The sequence below is a fragment of the Lactococcus fujiensis JCM 16395 genome (genome assembly GCF_002441655.1).
Taxonomy (GTDB): Bacteria; Bacillota; Bacilli; order Lactobacillales; family Streptococcaceae; genus Lactococcus; species Lactococcus fujiensis.
Window position 1 is genome coordinate 38,892 of the sequence record NZ_JXJU01000007.1, and the last position, 15,723, is coordinate 54,614.

Here is a 15,723-nt window from a genome sequence, read left to right on the forward strand (position 1 = left end):
TGTTATACTTCAATTGTATAACTTTGTATACGATATTACAAGATGGTTGTTTAGAATTCATGCCTTTTATTCTTTTAAAATTATAAATTAGTAGGAAGAAGGCATTAGTTAAATGCTTGAAAAGAAACAGAAACTTGATGAAGAACAAACGATACATCCACTTTATTCAAGAAACAGTTTTGACATGAAAAAACGATCTCCACTTAACGTTTTTCCAGAAGAGCCAATGAATCCAGATACTGCTTATCATATTGTGCATGACTTTGCAATGCTCGATGGAAACGCCAGACTTAATCTTGCAACGTTTGGTACAACTTGGATGGATGATTATGCCAATCGACTTTATTCTGAGTCGTATGATAAAAATGCAATTGATAAAGATGAGTACCCTGAGACTGCCAAAATTGAAATGAAGTGTTGGAAAATGCTCGCCGATTTGTGGAATTGTGAAGATCCAGAGCATACGATCGGATGTTCTGCAGTAGGTTCTTCTGAGGCTTGTATGCTTGGTGCATTGGCATTGAAGAGAAAATGGGCCGAAAAAAGAAAAGCTGAAGGTAAGCCAGCTGACAGACCGAATCTTGTTATCTCGGCTGCTGAACAAGTGGTTTGGTTAAAATTTGCTAACTATTTTGATGTTGAAATTCGCCGTGTTCCAATAAGTCTTGACCATAAGTGTCTTGATGGCTACAAACTTGAGGATTATGTTGACGAAAACACAATTGGTGTCGTTGCTATTCTTGGAGTCACTTATACAGGAATGTATGAACCAGTCAAAATGATTTCTGAGAAATTAGATGAAATCCAAAATAAAACAGGGTTAGATATTAAGATTCACGTGGACGCAGCGACTGGAGGATTTGTTACACCGTTCCTATACCCTGAGTTAGAGTGGGATTTTCGTGTCCCTCGAGTGGTGTCAATTAATGCTTCTGGGCATAAATATGGAATGGTTTATCAGTCTGTCGCTTGGACAGTTTGGCGTGATGCAACGCAACTTCCTGAAAGTCTCGTCTTTCATGTAAGCTACCTCGGTGGGGATATGCCAACCTTTACATTGAATTTCTCAAAACCTGGGGCACAAATTCTCCTCCAATATTATAACTTCCTTCGTCTAGGATTCAATGGCTACAAAGACATTCTAGTTGCTCTGAGAGAAGTTGCTCAACATTTAGCTGATGAGATTGGTAAAATGCCTGAATTTGAGTTGTGGAATAATCCAACGGACTCACCTGTTTTTGCATGGATGCTTAAAAAAGATGTCCAGCGTAATTGGACATTGTTTGATTTGGAGGATCGACTTCGCATGAAAGGTTGGCAGGTACCTGCTTATCCAATGCCAGAAGATCTAACTTCGATTACAGTTCAACGTATTGTTGTTAGGGAAGGCCTAACGATGGACTTAGCCAATGAGCTTTTACTTGATATTCGCAAACAAGTAGAGTTTCTTGAAAAGCAAAAGGGATAAGACATGGAAAATAAAAATCGTATTACAGTCACTCAGTTAGCTATCATGACTACTGTTGCTGTTGCTTCACTCCGTTCACTTCCAGCGATGGCTACTGCAGGCTGGTCATCTATTACTCAGTGGCTTATCCCAGCTATTATGTTCTTCGTTCCAACCGCATTAGTGGGCGCAGAATTGGGCACAAAATTCAAAGGTGGCGTCTTTGAGTGGGTAAAAGAGGCTTATGGTGAACGCTTAGGATTTCTCGCAGTCTGGTTGCAGTGGATTCAGAATGTTGTTTGGTATCCAACCCAGCTCGCCATGGTCGCAGGGACGTTTGCTTATTTCATTGGTATGGATAGTCTATCCAATTCTGGTGTTTATACTGGTGCCGTTATCCTGATTGTCTATTGGGGGGCTACATTTATTACTTTGTCAGGTGGTAATTTCTTCGCTAGAGTTGCATCAACGCTTGGCTTGATAGGGACCCTTATACCGGCACTCTTGTTGTTTGTCATGGGGGGAGTTTGGTTGATGACAGGACATCCAGTTTCAGAAATCTTAACGCATTCAGATTTGTTACATGAGGCCAATGTCGTCGCCAGTGGAAAAGTTTCTGGAATGACAAGTCCACAATGGATGCTTGTTGTATCAAATGTTTTGGCCTTTGCTGGTATGGAAATTAATGCCATTCACGTTAAAAATTTGGATAACCCAAAAAGCTTTTCGCGCGTCATGGTCATTACTTTTGTACTCGTAATGGGGATCTTTATATTGCCTACCTTGGTTCTTTCTATGACAACACCTGCAGCGATGACTGTAACAAGTGCTTATCAAACTACTGGTGTTATGGTTGCTTTTGAGAATATCTTTGTCACCATATTCGGTCCTGGTGCAGGGATTATTGCCAACGTTATTGCCCTTGCTGTTGTTCTTGGTGCAACAGCTTCAATTATTGCTTGGTTGGCTGGACCTTCTCGAGGTGTAGCGGATGCGGGCCGTACGGGGCTATTGCCTGTAATGTTTCAGAAAGAAAATTCAAAAGGTGTTCAATCAGGAATTTTGATTCCACAAGGGATTTTTGTAACAGCACTTGCAGCATTATATATTATTTTCAAAAGCTCTGTATCTGCAGTATTCCTTGCTATCACAGGATTTGCGGCTGCACTCTATGTCATCATGTATATCATTATGTTCTTTGCAGCAATGAAACTTCGGCGTGAAGGAAAGGGCTTGACTGAAGGTTACAAAGCACCCGCTTTATTTTTTGTAAGTTGGCTAGGAATTATTGGTTGTACCTTCGGGTTAGTTATGTCTTTTGTGCCAGTTTCAAATGCAGCCTTTCCAGCTGTCATTTACCCATTCGTTGTTTTGGGGGTTATCATCGTTTTAGGTGTTTGGCCTTTGATATTTGCAACTGTCAAAAAACCTGAATGGAATACACAAAAAGGAAATGAGACGTTCACTAAAGAGTAACGGCTTCTAAATAAAAAAGGAGTAGTATCGAGGTAGTTCGTCTTTGACGAGCTAGCTTTGATATTAATTTATTTGAAATAAGTGAGGAATTAACATGAAAAAAATTCGCGTGAGATATGCCCCTTCACCAACAGGCTTACTCCATATCGGAAATGCAAGAACGGCTTTATTTAATTATCTATTTGCTCGTCATTATGGAGGGGATTTTGTTATCCGCATTGAAGATACGGATAAAGCTCGGGAAGTTGAAGGAGGAGAAGCTTCTCAACTGAAAAATTGTGCTTGGCTAGGACTTGATTGGGACGAGAGTCCACAAGAACCTAATATTATTTATGCTCCTTATCGCCAAAGTGAACGATTGCCAATCTATAAAAAATATGTGCAAGAATTACTTGACAAGGGGCTGGCTTATAAATCTTATATGACTGAGGAAGAATTGCATGTAGAAAAAGAGGTACAAGCTGCAGCAGGTCATTTACCACGCCATGTATATGAGTATGAGGGAATGTCAGAAGAAGAAATTCGTAAAGTTCAATCTGAAAAAGAGAAAGCTGGTATTCCATCATGCGTTAGGATTCGTGAACATAAAGACCATATTTATGAATGGGATGATATGGTTAAAGGGAAAATTTCATTTTTAGGGAAAAACATGTATTCAGCGGACTGGGTCATTGAAAAAGCTGATGGCTATCCAACCTATAATTTCTGTGTTGTGATCGATGATCATTTAATGGATATCACTCACATTTTAAGGGGGGACGACCATGTCAATAATACACCTAAACAGCTCATGGTTTATGAGGCATTTGGATGGGATGTACCTAAAATGGGACATATGCCTTTAATTATGAATGCTGCAACGGGTAAAAAACTTTCTAAACGAGATAAAAATACACTTCAATTCATTGAAGACTATCGTTCTAAAGGTTTTTTGAAAGAGGCTGTATTTAATTTTATTTCAATGCTAGGTTGGAATCCTGGGGGAAATGAAGAGTTATTCACTCGAGAAGAATTAATTAAATTATTTGATGAGAAACGGATGTCAAGTGCACCAGCAGCTTTTGATCAGAATAAATTAAACTGGATTAACTCACAATATGTCAAAAAGCTTAGTGAACAAGAATTTATTGACCTTTGTCTTCCATTTATGGAGAGGGCAGGTCGATTATCTTCAGAAACGAGTGAATCAGAAAGGGCGAGAATTGAAAAAATTATTGCTCTATTTCACCAACAACTTCAGTATGGAGAACAAATTATTGAATTAACAAATATATTCTTTGAGCAGATTGATTTGAGTGAAAAAAATAAAAAGTTTGTTGAAACGAGTGATGCTCAACAAGTGATTAAGTGCTTCAGAGACAAACTCGCCCAGCTCACTGAATCAGAATTTATTGAAGAAAAAATTGTTCAATTAATTAAAGAAGTTTCCAAAGCACTAAATATTAATGGGAAAAATTTATGGATGCCTCTTCGCATCGCTTTGAGTCGTGAAGAGCATGGACCTGAATTGGATCGATTCACTGTCTTGTTGGGCTTGAAGCCAGCTCTTGAACGACTTGATCAAACGATCTTGATGAGTTAAGGACTAATAATTTGCTTTAAGCTTGGAGTGACAAAAAAACCGCAGATAAACTACGGTTTTTTTTTATTATTGAATTTCAATCGGATTCTTGTCAGCACTGACAGAAGTCTTTGGTAACTCGATTTGGAGTACGCCACCATCATATTTTGCTGTAATTTTGTCACGATCAACTTGTGGTAATCTGTATGAGCGGCTGTAAGAACCATAATAGCGTTCACTATGAATGACCTCATTAGCATCGTTTCGTGCTTCGCTTTCTTGCTCTTGTTTGCCACTGACAGACAAGATGCCATTCTCATAATCAATATTTAGGTTTTCTTTCTTCAATCCTGGCAAATCAATTTTCACTGTGTAGGCTTGTTCAGATTCTGAAATATCTGTTTTCATAGTCGTCTGACGCGCAGAGAGTGGAAAATCAAGGCCAGTTTTAAAGAAGTTACGCCCAAAATGATTAAAGAAATCATCTCCGAAGTCCATCCAGTTGTTTTGATTGTTCATCAATTCGTTTGACATTGTAATACCTCCTCTATGAAAGGTGAGTTGTTATTATTGTTTTACCTTTCATTATCTATTATAGTCAGTATTGGTCAGACTGTCAAGAAAAAGCACTCAAAAATTAGCACTCCAATGTATAGAGTGCTAATCTGTTTTTTATTACGATTTTACATTTCTTCGGGGCATTCTACACCAAGTAATCGAAGAGCTTCTTTGAGTACGACAGAAGTAGCGTTTGCGAGCGCAAGACGACTTTGGAGGCCATCATTTTTTTCTAAAATACGGATATGAGCGTAGTATTTATTGAACGCTTGAGCAAGTGAAATCGCATATTTAGCAATAATACTTGGTTCGTACTTATCCGCGGCACGTTTTACAGTAGTTGAGAAGTTTTGGAGTAATTTAACAATTTCCCATGCTTCTGCTGGTATTTCTGTAAATTCAACTTCGCTTGGCTTGAAATCAGCTTTACGTAAAATTGAGCGGATTCGAGCATAAGCATATTGAACGTAAGGTCCAGTTTCACCTTCAAATGAAACCATTTCTTCAAGATTAAAGTCATAACCATTTGTACGGTCTGTCTTAAGATCGTAGAATTTAATAGCCCCAGTACCGACTTGATGAGCAACTATTTCTTTGTTTGTTAGGTCAGGGTTTTTCGCATTGATTTGTGATAAGGCACGCTCAACGGCTTCGTCAATAGTGGGTTCAAGTCGGATGATGTTTCCTTTACGCGTAGACAATTTTTTGCCATCACGAGTAACAAGTCCAAATGAAACGTGTTCAATATCTTTTGCCCAGTCAAAGCCCATTTCAGTCAAAACAGCTTTAAGTTGTTTAAAGTGGCCGGTTTGTTCACCTCCAACAACATAAAGCGATTTCGCAAAATCATAAGTACGTTTGCGGTAAATTGCAGCTGCGAGGTCGCGCGTGATATAGAGGGTTGCCCCGTCAGATTTCTTAATGAGGGCAGGGTTCAAGTCATATTTTTCAAGGTCAACAATTGTTGCGCCTTGTGATTCTTTAAGAAGCCCCTTATTTTCAAGTAATTCGACAACTTCGTCCATTTTATCATTATAAAAGGCTTCGCCGTTAGTTGAGTCAAAATTTACACCAAGTTTATCGTAGATACGCTTAAATTCAACAAGAGACTCTTCTCGGAACCATTTCCACAAAGCGAGGGCTTCTTCGTCACCACGTTCGAGTTTTAAGAACCAATCACGAGCTTCATCGTCAAGTTCTGGTTTTTCTTCAGCCTCGGCATTGATTCGAACATAAAGTTTTAGGAGTTCATCGATTGGATGTTGACGAACCGCTTCTTCATCTCCCCAAAGTTTATAGGCTGTGATTAGCATCCCAAATTGTTTGCCCCAGTCGCCCAAATGGTTGATGCGGATAGGATTGTAACCAATTTTTTGGTAGATATTGGCGAGTGCATCACCAATGACAGTTGAGCGTAAGTGACCAATAGAAAATGGTTTTGCAATATTTGGTGAACTCATATCAATGGTTACATTAGCTGCATTTCCAACATTTTGGTCAGCGTAATAATTTTGTTTTTCGTTGATTTCATTGATGACTGAATTTGCGACTGCATTTTTATCAAGGAAAAAGTTAACATAAGGACCTGTGGCAACAACTTTCTCGAAACCAGTCGTAACAATCTTTTCAGCGATTTCAACAGCAATTATTTGTGGTGCTTTGTGCATGATTTTTGCGAGTTGAAAAGCAGGAAAGGCAAGGTCACCAAGTTCGGAAGTTTTTGGTTTCTCGATGAGTTTTTCGATTTGTTCCAATTCGAGCGCCCCGTCAAGCGCATTGAAAAGAGCAAGCGATACTAAATTTTTTTCATTCATGCTTTATATTTTATCATATTTTACATTAAAAAAAGTGAATAAATCTCAAAGCCTAAGGCTTTTTGTTGAAAAAAGAAATGTGCATATAAAAAACTCATTTTAAGTGGAAAAAATGATAAGTAAATGACTAATTTTAGTAATCGGAAAGGAATAAAAAATGTAAATCTTTCTAATCAATGGCTCACTAATATGTTATAATTATACACATGAAGAGAGCTGAACGATTAACATTAATTACATCGATTATTACAAGTCATCAAATTGCAACTCAAGAAGATCTGCAGGTATATTTGGAGCGAGAAGGTGTTGAAATAACACAAGCGACACTATCACGTGATATTCGTGAATTGAATATCATCAAAAAACGTGAAAATGGCAAAAGTTTTTACTCGTTTTTGGCTGATGAAAATAAAGAATCTCATACCGATTTACAAATGCATTTCGCTAGATTTGTTGTAAAGGTAGCGGCTGCGAGTGTGATTGTTGTTGTTCATACGCATTTAGGTGAAGCAGATTTGCTGGCAAACGCAATTGACAGTGAGAATCGGCCATCTATCCTAGGAACTATTGCTGGTGCGGATACACTTTTAATTACTTGTATTTCAGAAACGGCTGCGACAGCTCTTTTAACGGAGATCGAAGATGCTATACAATGAAAAAGTAGAAGCATTGGTAAATGAAATTTCAGAGCTTGAATATGTCCAAAAATTCAAAAAAGCTGAGCAAAATTTACATGCTAAGACTGAACTTTTTGATTTACAAACGCAAATGAAAGGCTTGCAAAGAGATGCAGTACTTTATCGTAAGATAGGTAAGATGCAAGCCTATAAAGAGACTTCGCACGCTGCTCAAAAAATCGAAAAGCAGCTCAAAAAGGACCCTCTCGTTCAACAATATTTTTTGATGTTGCAAGATGTAAATGATTTAGTGCAATATGTGACTGGCGAGATTGAGGGAAAAGTCAATGCTTCATTAGAAGATGATGAGTAGGAATTAATTTTTATAATAGAAAAAATGAGAAAAGAGAGAGAAATGCCGGAGAAAATTTCACCTGGAATGCAACAGTATCTAGACATCAAGAAAGATTATCCTGATGCCTTTTTACTTTTTCGAATGGGGGATTTTTACGAACTTTTCTATGAAGATGCTGTGAATGCAGCACAAATTTTGGAGTTAACGCTAACTTCTCGCAATAAAAATTCGGAAAATCCTGTCCCAATGGCTGGTGTACCTCATCACGCCATTAGTGAATATATTGAAAAACTGGTTGATTTAGGCTATAAAGTGGCTGTTGCTGATCAAATAGAAAATCCCAAAGATGCAGTTGGAATTGTCAAACGTGCGGTGACCCAAGTCATCACACCTGGAACCATGGTTGACGGAAAAAATAATGGCGAAAATAATTTTTTAGTCGCAATTGATCAAGCTGAAAACAAATTTGCTTTGGCATATATTGACCTCTCAACAGGAGAATTTAAAGTCACTGAACTGCCTGATTTTATGACTGTAAAAGGAGAAATAGCTTCACTAAAAGCTCATGAAGTTGTTGCGGGATATCCGTTAGAGGAGTCGCAAACTAAACAATTAACTCAACAGTTGAATGTGCTTATTTCCGAACAATTTGAGCGGGATGAGAATATTTCTAATGTTAATTCATTCCAAAACCTTTCCAGTTTGTCAAACAAAGCTGAGAATAGAGCATTATCTTCTCTTGCTGAGAAAACAGAAGAAAATAAAGCGGAACAAGAACCGATGGATTTGTCAGCACTGACAGATCTTGAAAAATCGCTTGTTCAAAAATTATTGAGTTACATCAAGCGAACTCAAATGCGTGATTTAAGCCATGTTCAAAATATTGAACACTATGAAATTAAAGATTTTCTCCAAATGGACTATGCAACCAAATCTTCATTGGAATTGACTGCAAACAAGCGGGAAGGGAAAAAGCATGGGACCTTGTATTGGCTGTTAGATTCAACAAAAACGGCAATGGGTTCTCGTCTTCTTCGTTCATGGATTGACCGTCCATTACTAAATGTGAATGAAATCAATAAACGTCTGGAAATCACTCAAATTTTGATTGATAATTTCTTTGAACGTGCGGATTTAATCGAGTCGCTCAAGGGCGTTTATGATTTGGAACGGTTGGCTTCCCGTGTTTCGTTTGGGAAAGCAGTTCCTGTTGACTTTTTACAATTAGCAAATTCTCTCTCTAATGTTCCAATTATTAAAAATATCTTAGAAAGTATTAATCAGCCTTTATTGTCCTCTCTGGCCAATCGGATGGATGCTCTTCCAGAGCTGACGGAGTTTATTAATTTAGCTATTGATGATACAGCAGCTCGAACGATTACTGAAGGTGGTATTATCAAGACAGGCTACAACGAACAACTTGATAAATACCGTGAAGCATTGGAGAATGGGACTTCTTGGATTGCTAAATTAGAGGCAGATGAAAAAGTAAAGACTGGAATTTCAACACTGAGAATTGATTTTAATCGCAAAGATGGTTATTATTTCCACATCACACAAAGTCAATTAGGCAGCGTTCCAGATCACTTTTTTCGGAAGGCGACGCTTAAGAATTCAGAACGTTTTGGCTCAAAAGAATTGTCAGAAATTGAAGAAATCATGTTGGAAGCAAAAGAGAAGTCAAGTACGCTAGAATATGAACTCTTTTTGAAAGTTCGTGCAACTACAGAGCAGTATATTTCACGATTACAGGCTCTTGCGAAAGCAGTGGCGGAAATTGACTGTCTTCAGAGCTTTGCTACAATTGCCGAAAAAGAAGGTTATATTCGTCCAGTTTTAACACCACATGATAAGGCTGTAAATATAAAAAATGGGCGTCATGCAGTGGTTGAGGCAGTTATGGGGGCCCAAGAGTATGTGCCAAATGATATTGAATTTTCAAAAGATACAACGATACAACTGATTACTGGACCAAATATGTCTGGGAAGTCGACTTATATGCGTCAGTTCGCATTGACTGTTATTATGGCTCAAATTGGTTCATTTGTTCCAGCAGAAGTCGCGAAACTACCGATTTTTGATGCCATTTTCACTCGAATAGGAGCAAGTGATAACCTGATTTCAGGCGAATCAACCTTTATGGTTGAAATGAGTGAGGCAAATCATGCGATCCAAAGTGCGACCGAAAACTCATTGATTATTTTTGATGAACTAGGCCGAGGAACAGCAACGTACGACGGCATGGCGTTAGCTCAAGCGATTATTGAATTTGTGCATGATAAAATTGGTGCGAAAACACTTTTTGCTACGCATTATCACGAGTTAACTGAACTTGAAACTACACTTAAACATTTGAAAAATGTGCATGTTGCGACCTTAGAAGAAAATGGCAATGTCACTTTTTTGCACAAAATTACGGAAGGCCCTGCTGACAAATCATATGGAATTCATGTTGCAAAAATTGCTGGTTTACCAAATGTACTTTTGGAACGAGCAGATATTATTCTCCAAAAATTAGAAAATAAACCTGTTATCGTTCAATCCTTAGAAAATCATGATGAACAACTAAGTTTATTTGATTTTGATGAGCAATCGACAGAAATTATTGACCGTTTAAAAAAGGCAAATATTGATAATATGACAGCCAGAGATGCGATGAACTTTCTTTGGGATTTGAAAGACCTTTTATAAGCGTTCAATTATTATGAAATTATTTTGAAATTCATGAGAAAATTGATATACTCATAAGTATAAACAGTAGATTGGAGAGGAAACATGGACGAAGATCAATTAAAAGAATCAAATTCAGAAGCAAAACCCTTAGTTGAAAAATCCACTCAGCAAATTGAACTTGAATCAGAACATCATGTCACACCGCCTGGGGATCCTGAATTTCCAGCTGCAGAATATGATTTTGGCACATCTCTAGTTTCTAAAGCTGAAGAGGTGAAAGTACCCGAAGCATCAGTACTGACAGAAGTAAATCAGTCAAAAGATGAAGAAGTTTCTCAAATTCTAACACCTTTAGGCTCAAATGCTTATGCAGATGTGGCAGGAAGTAATTCAGAAAAATCGCATGAGCCGATTAAACCAAAATGGAACTGGGGTGCCTTTGCATTTCCGCTATTCTTTGGTGTTGCACATCGCGTTTATCTTGGTTTACTCATTTTACTGGTCGCAATTCCTGGAGTAGGTCCCCTTTTTGGCATTATCTGGTCGATTATCTTTGGCTTTAATGGTGAAAAATGGGCTCTTGAAAATCGGGATAACCGTTATCGGGACGAAGAAGAATTTCGAAAAATTATGGACGGATGGAACCGTGCGGGATTAATTGGCTTTATTCTATATATTGTTGTGGGTATTCTGATTGTCGCCGGATTGATCTTGTTTATTTTCTTTGTCTACAATGATAATGTGAACTCTTTCCAAAATATTAATTAGGATTTAACAATTTAATATAGCGTTGGATAACCAAGAAGTAAAGCGGGCGACCGCTTTTTTTATGTTATAATAAAACAAGAAAAGCTGAGAAACGAGGAGATCGAATTGGGAAAAATTATTGAACTTGACGAAGGACTCGCCAATCAAATTGCCGCCGGAGAAGTGGTCGAACGACCTGCGAGTGTCGTTAAAGAACTTGTTGAAAATTCGATTGACGCTGGAAGTTCAAAAGTCATCATTAAAATTGAAGAATCGGGGCTAAAACTCATTGAGGTTATCGATAACGGAACAGGTATTGAAAAAGCGGATGTTTCAATTGCTTTAAAACGTCATGCAACCAGTAAAATTAAGAGTAAATCAGACCTATTCCGTATAAGGACGCTTGGATTTCGCGGTGAGGCAATTCCTTCGATTGCTTCTGTCAGTGACTTTACACTTGAAACGAGTGTCAAAGAGGAAAACTCCGGGACAAAATTGTCGGCTCAAGGCGGGAAAATTATTTCCATAGAACCGACCCTTAAGCGCGAAGGAACAAAAATAAAAGTTGAAAATCTATTTTTTAATACACCGGCACGACTTAAATATATTCGATCTTTGCAAGCAGAGCTTTCGCATATCACGGACATGATTAATCGATTGAGCTTGGCTCATCCCGAAATTTCTTTTCAGTTAATTAATAATGGCAATGAACTTTTAAAAACGACTGGTTCGGGTGATTTAAGACAAGTAATTGCCTCTATTTATGGCATTAGTCAAGCCAAAAAAATGCGTTCGTTTCATGCTGAAGATTTAGATTTTGTTGTTTCTGGCTATGTAAGTTTGCCAGAATTGACACGTTCTAATCAAAATTACATTACAATCTTAGTAAATGGTAGATATATTAAAAATTTCTTATTAAGAAGAGCAATATTAGAAGGTTATGGCAATCGTATTATGGTTGGTCGCTATCCTTTGGCTGTCCTTTCAATTCAAATTGATCCACAACTGACAGATGTTAATGTGCATCCGACAAAGCAAGAAATACGTTTATCAAAAGAAAAAGAGCTGATGGCCTTGATCTCAAAAGGAATTACTGATACCCTTTCAGAAGGTGTTTTAATTCCAGAAGCGCTTGAAAATGTTGCGAAACGGCCTGCAGTAAAACCTCAAAATATTCAAACTGAGTTGCCAATCTCGTCCTCTTCTTTGTATTATGACAAAGAAAAACATGACTTCTTCGTTAATGAAGAAGTAAATCAACCCTTAATTCATAAGAAAGAGCAGAGTGAGGGAAGGGAATTGGTTACGATGGGGTCAGAACATCAAATTGAATCAGAAACTCAATTTGATGAATTATCTTTCAATGAAAGTCCAGTCCCATTGATTGAATTTCCTCACTTGGAATATTTGGCACAGCTTCATCGAACATATTTGCTCTGCCAAGCGCCCGAGGGCCTTTATTTGATAGATCAGCATGCTGCTCAAGAACGTGTGAAATATGAATATTGGAAAGAGAAAATTGGTGATGTAGATATTGCTCAACAAGTATTACTGAGTCCTTATTATTTTGACTTGCCTAAAAATGAGTCCCTTTTGCTACTTGAAAGAAAGGATAAATTACATGAGGCTGGTATTTTCTTGGAAGATTATGGTGAAAATAAATTTATTCTTAGAGAAAATCCAATTTGGTTAAAGGAATCTGAAATTGAAAAGGTTGTTTATGAGATGATAGATATTGTTCTCTCATCAGACCAATTTTCGCTCAAAAAATACCGGCATGATTTGGCAGCCATGGTTTCTTGTAAAAGTTCGATTAAGGCAGGGGATCCTCTTGATGCCGACTCAGCAAAAGCCTTGATAAAAGAACTAGCGCAATGTGAGAACCCATATTCTTGCGCTCATGGACGTCCAACAATTGTTCATTTTTCGGATCAAGATATCCAAAAAATGTTTCGAAGAATTCAAGAGAGCCATCGCTCAAAAGCAGCAAGTTGGAAAGACTATAATTAAAAAATAATAATAAAATTCTGAAAGAAAAAACGAATGTACGAATATATTAATGGAAAACTTACCAAAATCACACCAACTTATATTGTTATTGAAGCTAATTTGATTGGTTACCTAATTAATGTTGCTAATCCATACGCTTGGTCTGGAAAAATGAATAATACAGTGAAAATTTTTGTTCACCAAGTGATTCGCGAAGACGCACATACTTTATTCGGTTTTGTAAGTGAATCAGAAAAAGCTCTCTTTTTGCGCCTGATCAGTGTCTCTGGAATAGGTCCCAAATCTGCCTTAGCAATTATTGCTGCAAGTGATAATGAGGGATTAATTAATGCTATTGATAATAATGACATTAAATATTTAACTAAATTCCCGGGAGTGGGTAAGAAAACGGCCATGCAAATGATTTTGGATTTGGCGGGTAAATTTGATTCGACAGGTGCAGTTGGTATTTCCTTACTTGATGAAAATCCGATGAGTAATATAGCTCTTGATGAAGCGCTAGAAGCCTTGCAAGCATTGGGCTATCGTGCATCAGAACTGACAAAAATTAAGAAAAGTTTGGAAGCAGAACCTAATTTGACCAGTGAGGAATATATTAAGCATGCTTTAAAATTGATGATGAAGTAATAAAATTAGTTCGTTGACGAACTTTTTTTATCGTGTTATAATAGTTCGTATGCGAACAAATAAATATTCAATTGGAAAATTATTGAAAAAAGCAAATAATCAAATGTCACGCGAATTCGACCAATTCGCATCATCTTACAATCTGACTGGACAACAAATGTTGATTATTGATTTTCTTTTCAACCATCAAGGTGAAGAGGTGATACAAAATCAAGTTGAAATTGAATTCAATATTCGACGTTCAACAACCACTGCAATTCTGCAACGGATGGAAAGTCATGGCCTTGTAGAACGTGTCCAAGGTAAAAAAGATGCACGTCAGAAAGTGTTGCATTTGACCAAAAAATCGGAAGAATTAGTACCTAAAATAAAAAAATTTATTATGATGCATGATGATTCGATTATGTCATCACTGACAATTGAAGAAAAATTGTTCATTCAAAAATTTTTACTAGGAATTATACAACATCAAGGGGGTGAAAAAAATGAATGAACAAACTGTCTCATCTAAAACAAAAATGTCAATTATTGCGGTTGCATTGGTCGCTTTTTCCGGAATTCTTTCCGAAACTAGTATGAATGTCACATTTCCACGATTGGAAGAGGTTTTTCAAATCCCATTATCAAGCATTCAATGGGTTACAACAGCTTATCTGTTAGCTGTTTCAATTGTTATGCCCACAAGTTCTTATTTGAATAGAAGATTTCAAGAGCGGCCTTTGTTTTTTGCAGCCCTCTTGTTTTTTACTTTGGGAGACATTGTTGGAATGGCGTCTGTAAATTTTCAAATGTTGATTCTAGCTCGGCTAATCCAAGGTGTTGGAACAGGTATTGCAGTTCCACTGATGTTCAATATTATTCTCCTACGTGTTCCTCGTCAACATGTTGGAGCATGGATGGGATTAGGTGGAATGATTATGAGTATTGCACCAGCAATTGGTCCTACTTATGGGGGACTCTTAATTGACCATCTTGGGTGGCGCCTGATTTTTGGATTAATTTTGATTGTCCCAGTTGTTTCATTTATATTAGGCTTCAAGTCTATTGAGAATTCTGAAAAGAGTCAACCAGCGGCATTAGATGTACTTGCCTTCATTTTGATGTCATTGACTTTAATCAGTTTACTTTTATCGTTGAATTCATTGACTTCAACGCATTTTAATTGGACTTGGTTGATTGTTTTTATCATCAGTCTTATTTTATTTATTTATCGTGCACTTCATAGTGAAAAAGAATTTTTGGACATCCGCGTTTTCAGAAACTCAGCATTTACTCTGTCGGTGATAGCTTACTCAATACTTCAATTTTCAAATATTGGAGCGAATATGATTATTCCAAATTATTTACAGGTTTCAATCGGCTTAACGAGTGCCTTGGCTGGACTAGCACTACTCCCAGGTACGTTAGTTGGGGCGCTGAGTAATCGCTCAATTGGTGCACTTTACGACCGAAAAGGACCAAAGATCGGGTTTTGGCTTGGAAATAGCTTATTCGTTTTATCTCTGATTCTATTTGTTATTTTTACAAAACAATTAGGACTCATCAGTGTTATTTTCATTTACATCATCTTTACTTTTGGACGGAGCATGGGCTTCTTAACGGCAAACACACATGGTGTAACCCAAGTTAGTCGTAAAGAGCAAGGGGCGGCTAATGCAATATTTCAAACCGGGCAGCAATTTGCAGCATCAGCTGGGACTGTTATTGCCAGTTTAATTGCAACAAAGTCTGGAAATATGACTCTGGGCACTCATAACGTCTTTCTTTTATTTTTGATTTTGGGGCTAATAAATTTTGTTTTATTTTATTCAATTTTGCGCAAACAAAAATGATATAAT

13 protein-coding genes are annotated in these 15,723 nt (G+C 37.4%); 11 read left to right on the forward strand and 2 right to left on the reverse strand.

All coding sequences use genetic code 11. The features are described 5' to 3' along the window. Positions 1 to 112 precede the first annotated feature (112 nt). From gad to gltX, 3 genes are all read left to right on the forward strand, one after another. Positions 113 to 1,468, forward strand: coding sequence for a glutamate decarboxylase (gene gad / locus RT41_RS06510; RefSeq protein ID WP_096818313.1), 1,356 nt, complete (start codon positions 113 to 115; stop codon positions 1,466 to 1,468). Between the two features lie 3 nt (positions 1,469 to 1,471). Beyond that, positions 1,472 to 2,923, forward strand: coding sequence for an APC family permease (locus tag RT41_RS06515; protein ID WP_096818314.1), 1,452 nt, complete (start codon positions 1,472 to 1,474; stop codon positions 2,921 to 2,923). 94 nt (positions 2,924 to 3,017) lie between these two features. Beyond that, the gene (gene gltX / locus RT41_RS06520; protein WP_096818316.1) at positions 3,018 to 4,505 is read left to right on the forward strand and encodes a glutamate--tRNA ligase; all 1,488 of its coding nucleotides are present in this window, start codon (positions 3,018 to 3,020) and stop codon (positions 4,503 to 4,505) included. A 66-nt stretch (positions 4,506 to 4,571) separates the two neighbouring features. On the opposite strand, the gene RT41_RS06525 is transcribed toward gltX, so the two are convergent. After that, the gene (locus RT41_RS06525; protein WP_054639648.1) at positions 4,572 to 5,018 is read right to left on the reverse strand and encodes an Hsp20/alpha crystallin family protein; all 447 of its coding nucleotides are present in this window, start codon (positions 5,016 to 5,018) and stop codon (positions 4,572 to 4,574) included. A 149-nt stretch (positions 5,019 to 5,167) separates the two neighbouring features. Continuing rightward, positions 5,168 to 6,856, reverse strand: a complete 1,689-nt coding sequence (gene argS / locus RT41_RS06530; protein WP_054639647.1) for an arginine--tRNA ligase — start codon at positions 6,854 to 6,856, stop codon at positions 5,168 to 5,170. A 206-nt stretch (positions 6,857 to 7,062) separates the two neighbouring features. Between argS and argR the strand changes: the two genes are divergently transcribed. The 8 genes from argR to RT41_RS06570 all read left to right on the forward strand — a co-directional run bounded on the left by argR (position 7,063) and on the right by RT41_RS06570 (position 15,717). Then, entirely contained in the window at positions 7,063 to 7,512 is a 450-nt protein-coding gene (gene argR / locus RT41_RS06535; RefSeq protein WP_054639646.1) for an arginine repressor, read from the forward strand. After that, positions 7,499 to 7,846, forward strand: coding sequence for a YlbF family regulator (locus tag RT41_RS06540; RefSeq protein WP_096818318.1), 348 nt, complete (start codon positions 7,499 to 7,501; stop codon positions 7,844 to 7,846). Before argR ends, RT41_RS06540 begins: the two co-directional genes overlap by 14 nt. A gap of 66 nt (positions 7,847 to 7,912) precedes the next feature. Beyond that, the gene (gene mutS, locus RT41_RS06545) at positions 7,913 to 10,519 is read left to right on the forward strand and encodes a DNA mismatch repair protein MutS (RefSeq protein ID WP_425435559.1); all 2,607 of its coding nucleotides are present in this window, start codon (positions 7,913 to 7,915) and stop codon (positions 10,517 to 10,519) included. Between the two features lie 84 nt (positions 10,520 to 10,603). After that, positions 10,604 to 11,269, forward strand: coding sequence for a membrane-bound O-acyltransferase family protein (locus RT41_RS06550; RefSeq protein WP_096818323.1), 666 nt, complete (start codon positions 10,604 to 10,606; stop codon positions 11,267 to 11,269). 105 nt (positions 11,270 to 11,374) lie between these two features. Continuing rightward, entirely contained in the window at positions 11,375 to 13,258 is a 1,884-nt protein-coding gene (gene mutL / locus RT41_RS06555; RefSeq protein ID WP_096818325.1) for a DNA mismatch repair endonuclease MutL, read from the forward strand. Positions 13,259 to 13,291: 33 nt separating this feature from the next. After that, the gene (gene ruvA, locus RT41_RS06560) at positions 13,292 to 13,885 is read left to right on the forward strand and encodes a Holliday junction branch migration protein RuvA (protein ID WP_054639644.1); all 594 of its coding nucleotides are present in this window, start codon (positions 13,292 to 13,294) and stop codon (positions 13,883 to 13,885) included. Positions 13,886 to 13,934: 49 nt separating this feature from the next. Beyond that, positions 13,935 to 14,378 carry a MarR family winged helix-turn-helix transcriptional regulator gene (locus RT41_RS06565; RefSeq protein WP_054639643.1) on the forward strand — a complete coding sequence of 148 codons (444 nt, stop codon included), beginning with the start codon at positions 13,935 to 13,937 and terminating at the stop codon, positions 14,376 to 14,378. Next, the gene (locus RT41_RS06570; protein WP_096818327.1) at positions 14,371 to 15,717 is read left to right on the forward strand and encodes a DHA2 family efflux MFS transporter permease subunit; all 1,347 of its coding nucleotides are present in this window, start codon (positions 14,371 to 14,373) and stop codon (positions 15,715 to 15,717) included. The genes RT41_RS06565 and RT41_RS06570 overlap by 8 nt, the downstream gene beginning before the upstream one ends. The last annotated feature ends 6 nt before the right edge of the window (positions 15,718 to 15,723 follow it).

Coding starts and splice junctions, on each gene's coding strand:
- gad (WP_096818313.1), top strand. CDS start 113: ATGCTTGAAAAGAAACAGAAACTTGATGAAGAACAAACGATACATCCA.
- RT41_RS06515 (WP_096818314.1), top strand. CDS start 1,472: ATGGAAAATAAAAATCGTATTACAGTCACTCAGTTAGCTATCATGACT.
- gltX (WP_096818316.1), top strand. CDS start 3,018: ATGAAAAAAATTCGCGTGAGATATGCCCCTTCACCAACAGGCTTACTC.
- RT41_RS06525 (WP_054639648.1), bottom strand. CDS start 5,018: ATGTCAAACGAATTGATGAACAATCAAAACAACTGGATGGACTTCGGA.
- argS (WP_054639647.1), bottom strand. CDS start 6,856: ATGAATGAAAAAAATTTAGTATCGCTTGCTCTTTTCAATGCGCTTGAC.
- argR (WP_054639646.1), top strand. CDS start 7,063: ATGAAGAGAGCTGAACGATTAACATTAATTACATCGATTATTACAAGT.
- RT41_RS06540 (WP_096818318.1), top strand. CDS start 7,499: ATGCTATACAATGAAAAAGTAGAAGCATTGGTAAATGAAATTTCAGAG.
- mutS (WP_425435559.1), top strand. CDS start 7,913: ATGCAACAGTATCTAGACATCAAGAAAGATTATCCTGATGCCTTTTTA.
- RT41_RS06550 (WP_096818323.1), top strand. CDS start 10,604: ATGGACGAAGATCAATTAAAAGAATCAAATTCAGAAGCAAAACCCTTA.
- ruvA (WP_054639644.1), top strand. CDS start 13,292: ATGTACGAATATATTAATGGAAAACTTACCAAAATCACACCAACTTAT.
- RT41_RS06565 (WP_054639643.1), top strand. CDS start 13,935: ATGCGAACAAATAAATATTCAATTGGAAAATTATTGAAAAAAGCAAAT.
- RT41_RS06570 (WP_096818327.1), top strand. CDS start 14,371: ATGAATGAACAAACTGTCTCATCTAAAACAAAAATGTCAATTATTGCG.